The following is an 18,831-nucleotide window of genomic DNA, read 5'->3' on the forward strand; positions in this document are numbered from 1 at the left end:
CGAAAAAAAACATGCACTTCGTCGGGGCGTTTGCACCTCGATCAGGCACGTCCGTACCGCTACAAACCGATTGTCGAACAATTTTGCCATCTGGCCTTTACCGCTCTAAGTTCTGGCCTAGACTCATTTTCTCAAGACGAAACCGGTCGGTCACAAAGTGGAAAAATAGTCGAAACTTTTTCCAATCCCGATCGGTCCTCTGACAAGAAGGTGCGTTGCGACTGGTGCAATCTTTGCAATGGCTCATTCACCCCTCTTGCTTTGACGCATTGGGCAGCGCTTGCTCACTGATGCGCAGCGCGTTTGCGCCGGCCACGGGAAGTGGCCATGAAACACCGTTTGCCAGACCTAAGAATTAGATCAACAACACGGGAGATTCATATGATCAGTACGGCTTTGGAAATACAGGGAGAGCGTGCTCATCAGGTCGGCGAATCGAGCGCCGTAACTGCCGCAAACACCCAACCCGTCAGTGTTCCAGGCACCAGGACCCTGACCCCGGCAGCCAAGCAGAATCCGAACCGTAAAAAAGTCTTGTTCGTCACCTCGGAAATTGCCGACCTGGTGAAAACCGGTGGCCTGGGCGACGTTTCCGCTGCGCTGCCACGGGCCATGGCCCATCTGCACGATGTGCGGGTGTTGATCCCGGGGTACCCGCAGGTGCTGCACAGCGAGAACCCCATTCATATCATCGGTGAGCTTGGTGGTCATGCTGCGTTGCCACCGTGCAAGATCGGGCGCATGGACATGCCCGACGGTCTGGTCATTTACGTGTTGATCTGCCCCGAACTCTATGAGCGCGAAGGTTCGCCCTACGGCGCCAACAACGGTCGCGACTGGCCGGACAACCATATCCGTTTCGCCCGCCTCGGCCTGGCCGCTGCCGATATTGCCGCCAACCTCGCGCAAATCCACTGGTGCCCGGACCTGGTGCACGCCCATGACTGGCCGGCCGGTCTGGCCCCTGCTTATATGCATTGGCGTGGACAGCGCACCCCCACGCTGTTCACCATCCACAACCTGGCGTACCAGGGCGTGACCAGCCTGGGTTCGTGCCCCGAACTGGGCATTCCCCATCACGCGCTGCAACAGGAAGGCATGGAGTTCTACGGCAAGATGTCGTTCCTCAAGGCCGGCATGGCCTATTCGAGCCACATCACCACGGTCAGCGCGACCTACGCCCAGGAAATCACCACCCCGGATTTCGGCTGCGGTCTCGACGGTTTCCTCGCCGCCAAGACCCAGCAAGGCCTGCTCAGCGGGATTCCCAACGGTATTGATGAAAGCTGGGATGCGGCGACCGATCCGCACCTGTTCTGCCCGTTCAACATCGGCGACTGGGATGGCAAGGCTGTGAACACCGCCCATGTCCGCGAGCTGTTCGGCCTGGAAGATTCCGAAGGCCCACTGTTTGCGGTGGTCTCGCGGCTGGTTTATCAGAAAGGCCTGGACCTCACCGAGGCAGTCTCCGAGTACATCGTCAAATCCGGTGGTCAGATCGCGATCATCGGCCGTGGCGAGCCGGAAGAAGAACAGTCGATGCGCGAACTGGCCCTGCGTTTCCCCGGGCAGATCGGCGTGCGCATTGGCTTTAACGAAACCGATGCCCGGCGCATGTTCGCCGGCAGCGACTTCCTGCTGATGCCTTCACGTTACGAGCCATGCGGCCTGAGCCAGATGTACGCCCAGCGCTTCGGCTCGTTGCCGGTGGCACGCAACACCGGTGGCCTGGCCGACACCATCGAAAACGGCGTGACCGGTTTCCTGTTCGATGAATCCACGGTGCAGAGCTATCAGGAAGCCCTGAGTCGTGCGTTCAAGGTGTTCGCCTTTCCCGACCTGCTGCACGCCATGCGCTGCCGGGCCATGGCCGCGCCGTTCAACTGGTGCAAGGCGGTCGAGCCCTACGCAGAGCTCTATGAGCAACTTGTGGCGAAAGCGTTGGGGAAATCGAACAAACAGTAAGAGGCTTTCAAGATGCCGTTACGGACCCTTGAGACCTGGCCTCACGGCGCATTCATGCTGGACGCAGAGCACACGAGATTCGCGTTGTGGGCGCCAGATGCGTTCTACGTCAGTGTCGAACTGGAAAATGGACAGTCCTTGCCGTTGCTGCCCCAGGCCGACGGCTGGTTCGTGAGCAACACCCGATGCGCGGCAGGCACGCGTTACCGCTACAGCATCGACGGCGAGCTGGAGGTGCCCGACCCCGCCTCCCGCGCTCAGGCCGGCGATATTGACCAGCCCAGTGTGGTGGTCGATCCGCTGGCCTATGCGTGGCAACACAGCGCCTGGCTGGGGCGACCGTGGAACGAGGCGGTGATCTACGAACTGCATGTCGGTACGCTCGGCGGCTTCAGTGCCGTCGAGCAGCATCTGGCACGCTTGGTCGAACTGGGTGTCACCGCGATCGAACTGATGCCCGTCGCACAGTTTCCCGGCGAGCGTAATTGGGGTTATGACGGCGTCCTGCCCTATGCGCCCCAGGCTTCATACGGTTCTCCCGAGCAGCTCAAGCACTTGATCGACACCGCCCATGGCCACGGCCTGGCGGTGATTCTCGACGTGGTCTACAACCACTTCGGCCCGGACGGCAATTACCTGCATCGTTATGCTCAGGGCTTTTTTCGCGAAGACCAACACACGCCGTGGGGCGCGGCCATCGACTTCCGCCGGCGCGAAGTACGGGACTTCTTCATCGAAAACGCACTGATGTGGCTGCTGGAATACCGTTTCGACGGCTTGCGCCTGGACGCGGTGCACGCCATCGAAGACCCGGATTTCCTCCAGGAACTGGCGCAACGGGTGCGCGAGCAGACGGGACCGGCGCGGTATGTCTGGCTGATGGTCGAGAACGAACACAACCAGGCCAGCCTGCTCGAACAGGGTTACGACGCGCAATGGAATGACGACGGCCACAACGCTCTGCACGTATTGCTGACCGGCGAAACCGACGCCTATTACGCCGACTACGCGCAAAACCCCACCGAACAACTGGCGCGCTGCCTGAGCCAGGGTTTCGTGTTCCAGGGCCATCTCAATCGCCATGGTGTGGCGCGGGGTGAACCCAGCGGGCATCTGCCGCCCAGTGCATTCATCCTGTTTTTGCAGAACCATGACCAGATCGGCAACCGGGCCTTCGGCGAGCGCCTGCATCAACTCGCCCACCCGCAAGCGCTGCGGGCCGCCACGGTGTTGCTGCTGTTGTCGCCGATGATTCCGCTGCTGTTCATGGGCGACGAGTTTGCCGTCGAGCAACCCTTCCTGTTCTTCACCAGCCATCACGGTGAATTGGCCAAGCAGGTTCGCGACGGCCGACGCAACGAGTTCGCGGCGTTCAGCGCCTTTGCCGACCCGCGTCAACGCGAACACATTCCGGACCCGAATGATCCGCAGACGTTTGCAGCGTCCCGCCCGGTCCTGCCATCGACCGGCCATTGCGAGATGCACGACCTGTATCGCCGACTGTTGCAGATCCGTCACCGGCACATCATCCCGCACCTGCCGGGCGCCCAGGCATTGGGCACCGATGTGCTGGGCGAAGGCGCGGTCAGTGCATCCTGGCGCTTGAGCGATGGCAGCCAGTTGCGCATTGACCTGAACCTCAGCGCCTGGCCTGTAGTCCACACCTCACAGAACGATGCCATGCGCTTGTTCGAATACCCGCCACAGAACCCCGACCTACCGGCCCCAAACACCCTTGCCCCGTATTGCGCGCTCGTCAGCCTCGCCGCCGCAGCCCCCTTTGCTACCTCGTTTGGAGAGCGTCCATGAGTGATGCGCAACTGGAAATCCTGGCCAGCCGTGCCGGCCTCGCCGTCGACTGGATCGACGCCAACGGCCGCCCGCAAAAAGTCTCACCTTCCGTGTTGCGCAATGTGCTGACCGGCCTTGGCCATCCGGCCGGCAGTGCCCAGGAAATCGACGCCAGCCTGCTGGAGTTGCAAGCGGCGCAACAGACCCTTCACTTGCCGCCATTAATCACCGCCGATGTGGGGGTGGGCCTGGACCTGGCGCGTTATTTCGAGCCTGGAACCCCTTGCGAAATCCACCTTGAAGACGGTTCACGGCTCAACCTGAAACTGGACGCCAACGCAGTGCTGCCGGGGCTGGTGCCGGTCGGCTATCAACAGGTCAGCATCGACGGACAAACCTTCACTCTGGCGGTGGCCCCGTCCCGTTGTTACAGCGTGGCCGATGCCGTGGATAACCCGATTCCGCGTGCCTGGGGCCTGAGCGTGCAGCTGTATGGATTGCGCCGCCCCGGTGATGGCGGGTTTGGTGACACCCAGGCACTGGAGGACCTCGCCCGGGTCGCCGGTGAGCGTGGCGCCGAGGCGCTGGCGATCAGCCCGTTGCATGCGATGTTCTCCAGTGACACCCAACGCTACAGCCCGTATTCGCCGTCCAGCCGTTTGTTTCTCAACAGCCTTTACTGCGCCCCCGGCACCATTCTCGGCGAACGTGCATTGCGGACCGCCATTGATGCAACCGGACTGGCCATTGAACTCAAAGCGCTGGAAGAGCGTCCGCTGATTGACTGGCCGGCCGCCGCCGAAGCCAAGCATCGGTTGTTGCAGGCACTGTATGAAGGCTTCGTCCTGGGTGAACACCCGTTGCACGAAGACTTCAGCAGCTTTCGTCACGCCGCTGGCGAAGCGCTGGAAAACCACTGCCGCTTCGAAGCGATCCAGGAGGCTCGCGCGGCCCGCGGTGAACACCTCGACTGGCGGCAGTGGCCCGAACCCTGGCGCAACCCGCGTAGCGCCGAACTGGCGGCATTCGCCGAAGAGAACGCCGGGCGCATCGGCTTCTTCGCCTTCTGTCAGTGGCTGATCACTCGCTGCCTGGAGCGCGCGCAAACCGCCGCCCGCGCCAGCGGCATGAGTATCGGCCTGATCGCCGATCTGGCGGTCGGCGCCGATGGCGGCGGCAGCCAGGCCTGGAGCCGTCAGGACGAACTGCTCGCTGCCCTGACCGTCGGTGCGCCACCGGACATTCTCAACCGCAGAGGCCAGGGCTGGGGAATTTCCGCGTTCTCCCCTGAAGGCCTGGTGCGCAATGGTTTCCGTGCCTTCATCGAAATGCTGCGGGCCAATTTCGCCCATTCCGGTGGCTTGCGCATCGATCACGTCATGGGGCTGCAGCGTTTGTGGGTGATCCCCAACGGCTCGCCGCCGGCCGACGGCGCCTACCTGTATTACCCGGTGGACGACCTGCTGCGTTTATTGACCCTGGAATCTCATCGTCATCAGGCCATCGTCCTCGGCGAAGACCTCGGCACCGTGCCGGACGGCCTGCGGGAAAAACTCATCGCCCGCTCGATACTGGGCATGCGGGTATTGCTGTTCGAGCAGGACAACACTCACTTCAAGCCGATTCTCGACTGGCCGGACAACGCCCTGGCGACCACCAGCACCCATGACCTGCCCACCCTCAACGGCTGGTGGCATGGCCGGGACATCGACTGGAACGCCCGGCTCGGCATGGTCGATGCCAGCGCTGAAATCGAATGGCGCCAGCACCGCGAACGCGAGCGTGAGGGCCTGCGCCGGGCGTTGAGCCAGGACCCGCAGAACTTCCGCGAAGAATCCCACGAAACCGACCAGGTGCTCGATGCCAGCGTGCGCTTCCTCGGCCATACCCGGTCGCCGTTGGTGTTGCTGCCACTGGAAGATGCCCTTGGCGTGGAACAACAGGCCAATCTGCCAGGCACCATCGATACTCACCCGAACTGGTCGCGGCGCTTGCCCGGATACAGCGAGGCCCTGCTCGATGGAGAGGATGCCGCGCGGCGTCTGGAACTGCTCGCCTGCGCGCGGCTTCAGGCGGCCGAGCGTGATCGATGACTCAAGTGCCGAGCCGACCACTGCGCGCCACCTTGCGCCTGCAATTTCATAAAGGCTTCACGCTGGAAGATGCGGTGCCACTGGTGCCGTATTTCGCGCGGCTCGGCATCAGCCATGTCTACGCCTCCCCGCTGTTACGTGCCCGCGCCGGGTCGATGCATGGCTATGACGTGGTGGACCCGACAAGGGTCAATCCGGAGCTGGGCGGTGAGACGGCGCTGCGCAGCCTGGTCAGCGCATTACACGCGCAGAACATGGGCTTGATCCTCGACATCGTCTCCAACCACATGGCGGTTGGCGGCAGTGCTAATCCCTGGTGGCTGGATTTGCTGGAGTGGGGGCGCCTCAGTCCCTACGGCGAGTTTTTTGATATCCAGTGGCACTCACCCGACCCGTTGATGGAAGGCCAGTTGCTCCTGCCGTTTCTGGGCAGCGATTACGGCGTCGCGTTGCAGGACGGCACCCTGCCCCTGCGGTTCGATGCCTGGCACGGCACCTTCCATGTCGAGCACTACGAACACCACTTTCCCATTTGCCCAAGCGATTACGGCGAACTGCTCAAGACCGATGCGCCGCTCGATTCGCAACAGACTGAACAACTCAAATCCCTGGCCGATCGCTTCAGCACCCTGAGCTATCAGACCGACGCCCACAGCCTGGCGCTACCGCTGAAAGCAGAACTACGCGACCTGGTCAGCGATCCGGCCATTGCCCAAGCCATTGACCAGCACCTGAAACACTACGACTCAGTGACCGGCGAAGGCTTCCAGCGCCTGCACAACCTGCTGGAACGCCAGAGCTATCGCCTCGCCAGTTGGCGCACCGCCGCCGATGACATCAACTGGCGGCGCTTCTTTGATATCAATGAACTCGGCGGACTGCGCGTCGAGCGTCCCGCCGTGTTCGAAGCCACCCACGCGAAGATCTTCCAACTGGTGGCTGAAGGGCTGATCGACGGGTTGCGCATCGACCACATCGACGGCCTCGCCGACCCGCGGGGCTACTGCCGAAAACTGCGCCGTCGGGTCGACAGCCTGTCCGCGGGCCGCCACCTGCCCATCTATGTCGAAAAGATCCTCGGCGAAGGCGAAACCCTGCATCGCGACTGGTCGGTGGATGGCACCACCGGCTACGAATTCATGAACCAGTTGTCACTGCTGCAAACCGACCCTAGGGGCGCGCAGGCGCTGGCTGAGCGCTGGAAGCGTCATAGCGAGCGGTCCGCCGACTTCTCCCAGGAAGCACAACTGGCCCGTCAGCAAATCCTCAATGGCTCCCTCGCCGGAGATTTCGAAAGCGTCGCCCAGGCCTTGCTGCAAGTGGCCCGGGACAATCTCATGACCCGCGACCTGACCCTCGGCGCCATTCGCCGGGCCTTGCAGGAGCTGATCGTGCATTTCCCGGTTTACCGCACCTACATCAGCGCCCTCGGCCGGTCGGCCCAGGACGAGGTGTTTTTCCAGCAGGCCATGGACGGTGCCCGGCAAACCCTGGGTGAGGTGGACTGGCCGGTGCTCGACTGCCTGGCCGGCTGGCTCGGCGGTGAACCCTGGCGGCAGCGCCCGGCCGGTCGCCAGCGCAAACGCCTCAAGCACGCCTGCGTACGTTTCCAGCAACTGACCTCGCCGGCAGCGGCGAAAGCGGTCGAGGACACTGCGTTCTATCGTTCGGCAGTCCTGCTCTCGCGCAACGACGTGGGGTTCAATACCGAGCAGTTCAGTGCGCCGGTTGCCGATTTTCATCAGGCCTGCATCGAGCGTCTCGACACCTTCCCGGACAATCTGCTGGCCAGTGCCACCCACGACCACAAGCGTGGCGAAGACTCACGCGCGCGACTGGCGGTATTGAGCGAGCGCAGCGGCTGGTACGCCGACCAGATCGGCCTGTGGCGCGCCCTCGCCCGGCCATTGCGCAGTGACGATCAAGTGCCGTCGGCGGGCGATGAGTTGATTCTGTACCAGGCGATCCTCGGCAGTTGGCCGCTGGAGCTGGGTATCGATCATCCGCCGGCGCTCGAGGGCTACGCAAAACGCCTGTGGCAGTGGCAACGCAAGGCCCTGCGCGAAGCCAAACTGCAAAGCAGCTGGAGCGCGCCCAATGACACTTACGAGCAAGCGAGCGAGGACTTCATCCAGCGCCTGTTGCTCAGCCCCGAAGGTGAGCTGTTGCGTACGGCCCTCGCCAAGGCTGCCCGTTCGATTGCCGTCCCCGGTGCGCTCAACAGTTTGGCGCAAACCTTGCTGCGCATGACCGTGCCCGGCGTGCCGGACCTTTATCAGGGCAACGATTTCTGGGACTTCAGCCTGGTCGACCCGGACAACCGTCGCCCCGTGGATTACACCAGCCGCCAGCAGGCATTGCAGCAAACGGTGGACCTGCCGGACTTGTTGCAGAACTGGCGTGACGGGCGCATCAAGCAAGTCTTGATTGCGCGTACCCTGAGCCTGCGTGCCGAACATGCCGAGCTGTTTCGGCGTGGCACTTACCAGGCCCTGGAAGTGGTGGGCAGCGAGGCCCATCGAGTGCTGGGTTTTGTCCGTGAACGGGAGGGAAAACGCGCCATCGTGATTGTGCCGATACGTTGTGCCGAGCTGCTGGAAAACGGTGCCGAACCACAGGTCCACGCGCCGCTGTGGGGCGATACCCGGGTCAAATTGCCGTTCACCGACCCTGACGAAAATCTGCAGGGACTTTTTTCCGGCGTCGCAGTCACACAACACAGGGAGCTGCTGGTCAGCGCCGCGCTGGGGGATTTCCCGGTCAATCTCATTATTCACACTACCCACACTTGAGTTCAGTTGAGGAGCATTGCGATGAGTACCGACGATAAACGCATCCGCGAATTCGCCTATCAAATCTGGGAATCCGAAGGGAAACCCGAAGGTCAGGAAGCCCGCCACTGGGAGATGGCGCGCAAACTGGCAGAAGCCGAAGCCCTGGCCCCGAGCAAACCACCGAAGGTCGCCGCCAGCAAAGCCGCGCCGAAGAAAACCGGCGACGGCAAACTCACCACAGACAAGTCACTCAACGGCAAGGCCGCCGCGCCGAAGACCAAAGCCAAACCGGCGGCGGCTTCGAAAGTGATCCCGCCGGGCGAAAAGACCGTCGAGAAAAAGCCCCGGGCTGCGCGAAAACCACCGGCGGTTTGAGGCGCACGGCGTTTGACCTGATAGATCGGGTGGTAAGTGCGCTTGCCACCCTGGGCATGTTCGCCCTGAAAAACTGCAGGAGCACTTATGACCAGTCCGAAGAAAGCCGCCGCGCCAGCCCCCCGCGCTGAAGCCTCGCGAATCCGCGAAGGGCTGCCCTTCCCGCTGGGTGCCACCTGGGATGGACTGGGTGTCAACTTCGCCCTGTTTTCCGCCCACGCCACCAAGGTTGAACTGTGCCTGTTCGACGACACCGGCGAGGTGGAGCTCGAACGCATTGAACTGCCCGAATACACCGACGAGATTTATCACGGCTACTTGCCCGATGCCCATCCGGGGTTGATCTATGGCTATCGCGTGTACGGTCCGTACGACCCGGCCAACGGCCATCGTTTCAACCCCAACAAACTGCTGATCGACCCCTACGCCAAACAGCTGGTCGGCAAGTTGAAATGGTCCGAAGCATTGTTCGGCTACACCATCGGCCACCCCGACGCCGACCTCAGCTTCGATGAACGCGACAGCGCGCCCTTCGTGCCCAAATGCAAGGTCATCGACCCGGCGCACACCTGGGGCCACGATCATCGTGTCAGCGTGCCGTGGGACAAGACAATCATCTATGAAGCCCATGTGCGCGGCTTCAGCATGCGTCACCCCGCCGTCCCCGAGAACGTGCGCGGCACCTTTGCCGGGTTGATGGTCGATGATGTGGTGGAGCACATCCGCAAGCTCGGCGTTTCGACCGTGGAGCTGCTGCCGATCCACGCGTTCGTCAACGACCAGCATCTGCTGCACAAGGGCATGACCAATTACTGGGGCTACAACAGCATTGCGTTTTTCGCCCCCGACCCGCGTTACCTGGCCAGCGGCAAGATTGCCGAATTCAAGGAAATGGTCGCGCACCTGCACGAAGCCAATCTGGAGGTCATCCTCGACGTGGTCTACAACCACACCGCCGAGGGCAATGAACAAGGCCCGACCCTGTCCATGCGCGGTATCGACAACGCGTCCTACTACCGCCTGAAGCCAGAGGACAAGCGCTTCTATATTAACGATTCCGGCACCGGCAACACCCTGGACCTGAGCCACCCCTGTGTGCTGCAAATGGTCACCGACTCCCTGCGCTACTGGGCCTCGGAAATGCACGTGGACGGTTTCCGCTTCGACCTGGCGACCATCCTCGGGCGATACCATGACGGCTTTGACGAACGCCACAGTTTCCTCGTCGCTTGCCGCCAGGACCCGGTGCTGCGCCAGGTCAAACTGATTGCCGAAGCCTGGGACTGCGGCCCCGGCGGTTATCAGGTTGGCAATTTTCCGCCGGGCTGGGTCGAGTGGAACGACAAATTCCGCGACACTGTGCGCGCCTTCTGGAAAGGCGACCACGGGCAACTGGCGGACTTTGCCAGCCGCCTGACCGCTTCGGGCGAAATGTTCAATCAACGTGGCCGGCGGCCCTACTCATCGGTCAATTTCGTCACCGCCCACGACGGCTTCACCCTCAATGACCTGGTGTCGTACAACGACAAACACAACGAAGCCAACGACGAAGACAATCAGGACGGCAGCAACAACAACCTGTCGTGGAACCACGGTGTCGAAGGCCCCACCGACGACCCCGGCATCAACGCGCTGCGCCACAGGCAGATGCGCAATTTCTTCGCCACCCTGCTGCTGGCCCAGGGCACGCCGATGCTGGTGGCCGGCGACGAGTTCGCCCGCACCCAGGACGGCAACAACAATGCGTACTGCCAGGACAGCGAGATCGGCTGGGTCAACTGGGACCTCAGCGAAGACGGCAAGGCCCTGCTCAAGTTCGTCAAACGCCTGATCAAGTTGCGCCTGACCTACCCGATCCTGCGCCGCGGGCGTTTTCTGGTGGGTAATTACAACGAGGACATCGGGGTCAAGGACGTGACCTGGCTGGCGCCGGACGGTTCGGAAATGACCACCAAGCATTGGCACGATGCGCACAATCGCTGCCTGGGCATGCTGCTCGATGGCCGCGCCCAGGAAACCGGCATTCGCCGCAAAGGCGCCGACGCGACGTTGATGCTGGTGTTCAACGCCCATCACGACATCGTCAATTTCCGGCTACCGGAAGTGCCTGACGGTGGTTTCTGGACGTGCATGATCGACACCAACCAGCCGTCGATCCACGGCCAGGAGCGCTTCGAGTTTGGCCACGAGTACTCGGTCACCGGCCGCTCGTTGCTGCTGTTCGAGTTGCAGCATGAGGAAGAAGAGTAAAAGAAACTTCAGGCATACATGGCTCCACCACCGCAGAGCGGAAAAATCATTCTGGATAACGTCGCGACGCGACGAATAGCGTTACATGAGCAATACTCGATTCGCGGCCATCCAGGGTCGGGCTTGTCGCACCACGCTATCCACCAGCCCTCACGGGTCGGCCGGGCTTGACTCGCGCACGACTGAAGGCGAAGCAGAACAAGGACGTAACCCCCATGAAATCCGTTTCCGTCAGCGAAGCCAGCCTGCCATCACAGATCTGGAACAGTGCCCCGCAACTGGACAGCATTCCGGTCATCAGCACCCAATCCCTGGTGCCCACCGGCGCACGCGCGGTGCTCATTGCACCGCACCCCGGCGATGAAGTCGTGACCTGCGGCGGCCTGCTGCAATTGCTCAGCAACCTGGGCCATCCACTGCAATTGATCTCGATCACCGACGGCAGCGCCAGCCATCCGGGCTCTCGGCAGTGGTCGGAAAAACGCCTCAGCGTATTTCGCCCTCAGGAAAGCGTTGAGGCCATTCGCCGACTCGGGGTGCCGATGCACAGCCTGAAGTGGATTCGCGGCGGGTTTACCGATAATGCCCTGGTGGAGCACGAAGAACAGATCGCCCAATTCATCACGCGCTACCTGCGCCCCGGTGATGTGGTGTTCAGCACCTGGCGCGAGGACGGCAATGTCGACCACGACACCGTTGGCCGCGCCAGCGCCAGGGCAGCGGCCAACGCAGGGGCAACCTACAACGACGTACCGCTCTGGGCCTGGCACTTGCCGGCACGGGACCGGGAGCTGATTCCCTGGCATCGTGCACGCAAGGTGCGCCTCGATACCTGGACCGTCGCCCGCAAGAGCCACGCCATCCACGCCTACGCCAGCCAACTCGACGGCGAACCGGCCATCGGCCTTGCGCCGTTGCTGCCCCGGACGCTGCTCGAGCGCATCCGTTTGCCTTATGAAATTGTGTTGGTTTGAAAGCGCAACCCATCAGACTGAACTGCCTGCCGTCGCATCAGTCGCATACATAGGCAGCCCTGAATCAGAGGAGTGCATGTGGCCAGTCATCCAAAACGGCAGGTAGCCCAATCAACGCCGTTGAACACACCCCCGGCGATTCATCGGCTTCGCGTGCTGACGGTCAACACCCATAAGGGGTTTACCGCACTCAACCGGCGTTTCGTCCTCCCCGAGTTGCGTGAAGCGATGCGCTGCACGTCGGCAGACCTGGTGTTTTTGCAAGAAGTCGTCGGCGAGCACGACCGCCACTCTTCCCGCTACAACGATTGGCCACAAACTTCGCAATATGAGTTTCTCGCCGACAGCATGTGGAGCGACTTCGCCTATGGGCGCAATGCCGTCTATCCCGACGGTCATCATGGCAATGCCCTGCTGTCGAAGTACCCGATCCGCGAGTACCGAAACCTGGATGTTTCCATTACCGGCCCGGAACGTCGCGGCTTGCTGCACTGCGTACTGGACGTGCCGGGGCATAGCGAAGTCCATGCCATTTGCGTGCACCTCAGCCTGCTGGAAAGCCACCGTCAGCTGCAGTTGCAGTTGCTTTGTCAGCTCCTTGAGTCCCTGCCCGAGCAGGCGCCGGTGATCATTGCCGGTGACTTCAACGACTGGCAGATGCAGGGCAACGCCGCCCTGGCCCGTCGCGATTATCTGCACGAAGCCTTCGAACGCCACCATGGCCGCCCGGCGAAAACCTACCCCGCGCGGTTTCCCTTGTTGCGCCTGGACCGCGTCTACCTGCGCAATGCCAGCAGCCATGAGCCGAAAATACTCGGGCACAAGCCGTGGACGCACCTGTCTGACCATTTGCCGCTGGCGGTGGAAGTGCATCTCTGAATCACGGCCATTCATTGCCAGGCGCCAGGTGTGGGCGTCGACTGCACCGTCCCCCTTCGCGAGCAGGCTCGCTCCCACACGGGATTTGAGTACGACATCAATCCAATGTGGGAGCGAGCCTGCTCGCGAAAGGCAGCAACGCGGCTCTGGATCAGCCCTGCGGCCTTAACATCAACACCGCCAACGGCGGCAAATTCAGCACCAGCGACAACGCCTGCCCATGGCTCGGCGTTTCCTCGGCCATCGCCCCGCCGCTATTACCGTAGTTGGAACCGGCATAGATCGACGAATCGCTGTTGAGTACCTCGCTCCACTGCCCGGCAAACGGCACCCCGACGCGATAAGCCTCGCGTGGCACCGGGGTGAAGTTGGCCACCACCAGCACCGGCCTGCCCTCCTTGCTCCAGCGCAGCCACGCATAAACGCTGTTGATCGCGTCATCGCCGATCAACCATTGGAAACCCTGCGGTACGTCGTCCTGCTCATGCAGCGCCGGCTCTTCGCGGTACAAGCGATTGAGGTCGCCCACCAGTTTCTGTACGCCCTTGTGTTCGGAGTATTGCAACAGGTACCAATCGAGTTGCTGATCGTGGTTCCACTCGCGCCACTGGCCGAATTCGCAGCCCATGAACAGCAACTTCTTACCCGGATGCGCCCACATGAAACTCAGGTAGGCCCGCAGGTTGGCGAACTTCTGCCAGCGGTCGCCGGGCATTTTGTCGATCAGTGAGTGTTTGCCGTGCACCACTTCGTCGTGGGAGATCGGCAGGATGAAGCGCTCGGACCACGCATACACCAGGCCGAAACTCAGCTCGTTATGGTGATGGGCACGGTATACCGGGTCCTGCTGGATGTAATGCAGCGAATCGTGCATCCAGCCCATGTTCCATTTGTAGGCAAAGCCAAGGCCGCCCTGTTGCGTGCCCTGGCTGACGCCCGGCCATGCGGTGGATTCTTCGGCGATCACCAGTGCACCGGGCGCTTCGAGGGCCACCACGTCATTGAGGTGGCGCAGGAAGTCGATGGCTTCCAGGTTCTCACGCCCGCCATGGCGGTTCGGCACCCATTCGCCGGCCTTGCGCGAGTAGTCGCGGTACAGCATCGAGGCCACCGCATCGACCCGCAGGCCGTCGACATGGAAATGCTTGAGCCAGTGCAGCGCCGACGCCAGCATGTAGCCGTGCACTTCGGTGCGACCGAGGTTGTAGATCAGCGTGTCCCAGTCCTGGTGGAAACCTTCCTGCGGGTTGCCGTACTCGTACAGCGCCGTGCCGTCGAACTGGGCCAGGCCGTGGGTATCGGTGGGGAAATGCGCCGGCACCCAATCGAGGATCACCCCGAGCCCGGCCTGGTGGCAGGCGTTGACGAACGCGGCGAACTCGTCCGGCGTGCCATACCGCGCACTCGGCGCGAATTGCGACAACAACTGATAGCCCCACGAGCCGCCGAACGGGTGCTCCATGATCGGCATCAGTTCGATGTGGGTGAAGCCCAGGTCTTTTACATAGGGAATCAGCCGCTCGGTCAGTTCGGGCCAGGTGTACTGACGGGCCACTTCGCCCAAGTCATCCAGCTCACATTGCCACGAGCCGGCGTGCAATTCGTAGATCGACAACGGCGCCGTCACCCGGTGGCGGTCGCCCCGGGCCAGCATCCAGTCCTGATCCTGCCAGTCGATTTTCAAGGGTGAGGCGACTTTCGAGGCCGTGTCCGGTGGCAGGCTGGTGGCCAGCGCCATGGGATCAGCCTTCAACGGCAGAATGCCGTGGGCGCCGAGAATCTCGTATTTGTAGGCGTCCCCTGCTTGCAGGCGCGGGATGAACAACTCCCAGACGCCGGTGGGATGACGCAGGCGCATCGGATGCCGGCGCCCGTCCCAGACGTTGAAATCACCGACCACCGACACCCGCCGGGCATTCGGCGCCCACACGGCGAAACGCACGCCGTCGACGCCGTCCACGGTCTTGAGTTGCGCGCCCAGGCACGCACTGAGGTCGCGGTGATTGCCTTCGGCAAACAGGTACAAGTCCATTTCGCCCAGCAACGGGCCGAAGCTGTAAGGGTCTTCAGCGGTTTGCTCGCCGCCGGCCCAACGGGTGCACAGCAGATACGCTTGCGCACGGTCGAAATGCCCGACAAACAACCCCGGCGTCTCTGTGGCCTGAAGATGACCGAGCTCTTCGCCGGACTCCCTGGCCAACACCTGCACACCGAGGGCACCCGGCAGGTAAGCGCGGATGAATTGCCCGCCGACGCCATCAGCGTGAGGGCCGAGAATGGCGAAAGGATCGATATGCTCGGCGCGCACCAATGCATCGATATCCCGCGCGCTGGGCAGCAGCGCTTCTTTGTGATGACCCTGTTCCTTGTTCGAGACACTCATGACTACTCTCCACCAAGATCGGAAAAGGGTTTAAGCCCACTCAATAATCCATATAAACCGTGCAACGGTACGGGCAACCAGGTGGGGCGATTTTCCGCCTCATAGGCCACTTCATACGCCGCCTTCTCCAGACCGAACAACGCCAGTGCGACATCCTCGCCTTCGGGATCTTGCCATGCATGGGCAAGACTAGCTGCCGCCAGCCGATAAGCGTCGACAAATGCTTGTCGTGCCTCGCTCAAGTAGCGATCGGTCACCCGTAACCGCGCGGCAGCGGCTGCAGCGGTGTTGTCGACGCTCTGCACATTGATCGCCATCGCCGCCGCGTAATCGAAGGAACGTAGCACGCCGCTGACATCCTTGTACGGGCTGTGTTTGCCCCGTCGTTCATGCAACGATCGCGCCGGTTCACCTTCAAAGTCGATCAGGTAGGCATCGCCCTTGATCACCAACACCTGCCCCAAATGCAGGTCGCCGTGCACACGAATGCGCAAGCCGCCTGCGGTCTTCTTACCCAGTGCTTGCACATGGCCGAGGATCGTTTTCCTGTTGTCGAGCAAACGGCTGACCAGGGTCTGGTCCGCCGTATCCAATTGATGTTTATGCTGCTCGAGCAAGTTCAGTGCGTGCTCGATTTGCGTCGCAATATCCCTGGCCGAGGCCAGCGCCTCCTTCTGCGTAGTGACCTGCGGCGTAAAGTCCGGATTGGTACCCGGCGCTGCCAGTACCTGATGCATTTCCCCCAGGCGCCGGCCCAGCATAGCGGCGAAATCTTTCAGTTCGCCGAGCGCGTTGTAGTGTTGCTCCTGCTCGGACATGGCGTCGGCCAGTTCATCGCGCAGCGCCCGTTCGAGGTTGTTCTGCGTCCACTCCCAGGCGTCGCCCTGATTGCTCAGATAGCCTTGGGCGATCATCAGCAGGTTGTCTTCACCTGCCGCATCCCGGCGCACCACCGCACCCAGCAATGGCGAAATATTGCCGAACCCGGCGTTGGTCAGATACGCGCTCATTTCCAGTTCCGGATGCACGCCTGAGGCAACCTTGCGGATCAGCTTCAGCACCAGGCTGTTACCGATCACCACCGAGCTGTTGGACTGTTCGGCGGACAGGTAGCGCACCGGCGACTCGGCATTGAGGCCGAGCTTTTCCAACTCGGCGGTGGGCTCGAAGCGGATGTCACCATCGCTGGATGACAACACGGTGCTGGCCTGAATGCCCTGTAATACGGCATGCACAAAGGAGTCCAGGCTGAAGGCATCGGTGATCAGGCCAACCTGGCGCCCACGCCGTACCCGTGACAACGCCAGTTGCTGGGGCAACGGAGTACCGACCTGATCCTCGGAAATAAAGCCGAACGGCAACTGGTAGCGGCTGCGCTGGCCGCCACTGGTGACATTGATCTCACTGAACAGCACCGGATGCTGCGGATCGCCGAACCGCACGCCATACGCCAGATCGACCTGTTCAATGGCGGCGTCCTTGCCGGCGAACCAGCGGCGATTCTGCAACCAGCTCGGCAGGATGCTTTGCTCCAGCGTGGTGCGTGACGGCGCTTCGAGCAGTTCTTCCATGCGTTTTTTCAGCACCAGCGTAGTGAAGTCCGGCAGGCTCTGTGCGGGCTCCACGTGCCAGCTCGGCATCTGGTTTTCCGCGGCGAGGCCGAACCAGTAAAAACCGTAAGGCGCCAGCGTCAGGAGGAAATTCAGCTGACCGATAGGCGGGAATGCGTTACCCCCGAGCATTTCCACCGGCACCATGCCGACGTAGGCCGACAAATCCAGCTCGGCGGCCTGGGCGCTGCGCGACACGTTGGCCACGCACAGAATGACTTCGTGCTTGCCGTCCGCCCCGGTGTATTCACGGGTGTAGGCCAGAATCCGCCGGTTGCTCGGCGACAGCATCTTCAACGTACCGCGCCCGAAGGCCTTGGATTGCTTGCGCACGGCAAGCATGCGCCGGGTCCAGTTCAACAGCGAATGCGGGTCGCCAGCCTGGGTTTCGACGTTGACCGACAGGTAGCCATATTGCGGGTCCATGATCGGCGGCAGCACCAGGCTCGCCGGGTCGGCGCGGGAGAAACCGCCATTGCGGTCGATGGACCATTGCATCGGCGTGCGCACGCCGTCGCGGTCGCCGAGATAGATGTTGTCGCCCATGCCAATTTCGTCGCCGTAATACAGGGTCGGCGTCCCAGGCATGGACAGCAGCAGGCTGTTGAGCAGCTCGACTCGACGGCGGTCGCGCTCCACCAATGGCGCCAGACGGCGGCGAATCCCCAGATTGATCCGCGCCCGGCGGTCGGCTGCATAGTAGTTCCACAGGTAGTCGCGTTCCCTGTCGGTGACCATCTCCAGGGTCAGCTCATCGTGGTTGCGCAGGAAGATTGCCCATTGGCAGTTGGCGGGAATATCCGGGGTCTGGCGCAGAATGTCGGTAATCGGGAAGCGATCTTCCTGGGCCAGCGCCATGTACATGCGCGGCATCAACGGGAAGTGAAAGGCCATGTGGCATTCATCGCCATTCAGGCCTTTTTTATCGGTGTCGCCGAAGTACAACTGGGTGTCCTCCGGCCATTGATTGGCCTCGGCCAACAGCATGCGGTCGGGGTAGTTGGCGTCGATTTCGGCGCGGATTTTTTTCAGGACGTCGTGGGTTTCCGGCAGGTTCTCGTTGTTGGTGCCGTCGCGTTCGATCAGGTAAGGAATCGCGTCCAGGCGCAAGCCGTCGATGCCCATGTCGAGCCAGTAACGCATCACCGACAGCACCGCTTTCATCACTTGCGGGTTATCGAAGTTCAGGTCCGGCTGGTGGGAGTAGAAACGGTGCCAGAAGTATTGGCCGGCGACCGGGTCCCAGGTCCAGTTGGACTTCTCTGTATCGAGAAAAATGATGCGGGTGCCATCGTATTTTTGATCGTCATCGGACCACACGTAGAAGTCCCGCGCCGCCGATCCGGGCTTGGCCTTACGCGCGCGCTGGAACCACGGGTGCTGGTCGGAGGTGTGGTTGATGACCAGCTCGGTGATCACCCGCAGGCCGCGTTTGTGCGCCTCGGCAATGAAGCGCCTGGCATCGGCCATGGTGCCGTAGTCGCTGTGCACGCCGCGGTACTCGGCTATGTCGTAACCGTCATCGCGCCGTGGCGAGGGATAGAACGGCAACAACCAGATGGTGTTGACACCCAGATCCGCGATGTAGTCGAGCTTGGCGATCAGGCCGGGAAAATCGCCGATCCCGTCGTTGTTGGAGTCGAAATACGATTTGACGTGAACTTGATAGATCACCGCATCCTTGTACCAGAGCGGGTCCTTGATGAACGTGGCTGCCTTGGGTTTCTTCGCCATGGG

Annotated in this window: 10 protein-coding genes; 8 read left to right on the forward strand and 2 right to left on the reverse strand. The window is 61.9% G+C overall.

Translation table 11 applies throughout. The features are described from left to right. Positions 1-381 precede the first annotated feature (381 nt). The 8 genes from glgA (at position 382) to AC1D1M_RS02880 (ending at position 13,101) form a co-directional block, all read left to right on the forward strand. Positions 382-1,965, forward strand: a complete 1,584-nt coding sequence (gene glgA / locus AC1D1M_RS02845; protein ID WP_477774429.1) for a glycogen synthase GlgA — start codon at positions 382-384, stop codon at positions 1,963-1,965. 12 nt (positions 1,966-1,977) lie between these two features. Then, positions 1,978-3,774, forward strand: coding sequence for a malto-oligosyltrehalose trehalohydrolase (gene treZ / locus AC1D1M_RS02850; protein ID WP_477774430.1), 1,797 nt, complete (start codon positions 1,978-1,980; stop codon positions 3,772-3,774). Beyond that, the gene (gene malQ, locus AC1D1M_RS02855; protein ID WP_477774431.1) at positions 3,771-5,849 is read left to right on the forward strand and encodes a 4-alpha-glucanotransferase; all 2,079 of its coding nucleotides are present in this window, start codon (positions 3,771-3,773) and stop codon (positions 5,847-5,849) included. The genes treZ and malQ overlap by 4 nt, the downstream gene beginning before the upstream one ends. Beyond that, on the forward strand, positions 5,846-8,641 hold the full coding sequence (locus AC1D1M_RS02860) for a malto-oligosyltrehalose synthase (protein ID WP_477774432.1): 2,796 nt from the start codon (positions 5,846-5,848) through the stop codon (positions 8,639-8,641). Before malQ ends, AC1D1M_RS02860 begins: the two co-directional genes overlap by 4 nt. A 21-nt stretch (positions 8,642-8,662) precedes the next feature. Beyond that, complete coding sequence (locus AC1D1M_RS02865; RefSeq protein ID WP_477774433.1) at positions 8,663-8,998, forward strand: DUF2934 domain-containing protein; 336 nt, start codon at positions 8,663-8,665, stop codon at positions 8,996-8,998. 87 nt (positions 8,999-9,085) lie between these two features. Further along, on the forward strand, positions 9,086-11,248 hold the full coding sequence (glgX, locus tag AC1D1M_RS02870; protein ID WP_477774434.1) for a glycogen debranching protein GlgX: 2,163 nt from the start codon (positions 9,086-9,088) through the stop codon (positions 11,246-11,248). A 215-nt stretch (positions 11,249-11,463) separates the two neighbouring features. Further along, positions 11,464-12,222 (forward strand): PIG-L deacetylase family protein, encoded by a 759-nt coding sequence (locus tag AC1D1M_RS02875; protein ID WP_477774435.1) that lies wholly within the window; start codon positions 11,464-11,466, stop codon positions 12,220-12,222. Between the two features lie 78 nt (positions 12,223-12,300). Further along, entirely contained in the window at positions 12,301-13,101 is an 801-nt protein-coding gene (locus tag AC1D1M_RS02880) for an endonuclease/exonuclease/phosphatase family protein (protein WP_477774436.1), read from the forward strand. Between the two features lie 151 nt (positions 13,102-13,252). On the opposite strand, the gene glgB is transcribed toward AC1D1M_RS02880, so the two are convergent. Together glgB and treS are read right to left on the reverse strand one after the other, a co-directional pair. Next, a complete protein-coding gene (glgB, locus tag AC1D1M_RS02885; protein ID WP_477774437.1) occupies positions 13,253-15,484 on the reverse strand; it encodes a 1,4-alpha-glucan branching protein GlgB in 2,232 nt (743 codons plus the stop codon). 2 nt (positions 15,485-15,486) lie between these two features. Next, positions 15,487-18,828 carry a maltose alpha-D-glucosyltransferase gene (gene treS / locus AC1D1M_RS02890; RefSeq protein WP_477774438.1) on the reverse strand — a complete coding sequence of 1,114 codons (3,342 nt, stop codon included), beginning with the start codon at positions 18,826-18,828 and terminating at the stop codon, positions 15,487-15,489. Positions 18,829-18,831 lie beyond the last annotated feature (3 nt).

Source organism: Pseudomonas sp. P1_F7 (assembly GCF_056405655.1).

Excerpts from the sequence above, each read along its gene's own strand:
- glgX (WP_477774434.1), top strand. The coding sequence starts at position 9,086 with ATGACCAGTCCGAAGAAAGCCGCCGCGCCAGCCCCCCGCGCTGAAGCC.
- glgA (WP_477774429.1), top strand. The coding sequence starts at position 382 with ATGATCAGTACGGCTTTGGAAATACAGGGAGAGCGTGCTCATCAGGTC.
- glgB (WP_477774437.1), bottom strand. The coding sequence starts at position 15,484 with ATGAGTGTCTCGAACAAGGAACAGGGTCATCACAAAGAAGCGCTGCTG.
- AC1D1M_RS02865 (WP_477774433.1), top strand. The coding sequence starts at position 8,663 with ATGAGTACCGACGATAAACGCATCCGCGAATTCGCCTATCAAATCTGG.
- AC1D1M_RS02875 (WP_477774435.1), top strand. The coding sequence starts at position 11,464 with ATGAAATCCGTTTCCGTCAGCGAAGCCAGCCTGCCATCACAGATCTGG.
- treZ (WP_477774430.1), top strand. The coding sequence starts at position 1,978 with ATGCCGTTACGGACCCTTGAGACCTGGCCTCACGGCGCATTCATGCTG.
- malQ (WP_477774431.1), top strand. The coding sequence starts at position 3,771 with ATGAGTGATGCGCAACTGGAAATCCTGGCCAGCCGTGCCGGCCTCGCC.
- treS (WP_477774438.1), bottom strand. The coding sequence starts at position 18,828 with ATGGCGAAGAAACCCAAGGCAGCCACGTTCATCAAGGACCCGCTCTGG.
- AC1D1M_RS02860 (WP_477774432.1), top strand. The coding sequence starts at position 5,846 with ATGACTCAAGTGCCGAGCCGACCACTGCGCGCCACCTTGCGCCTGCAA.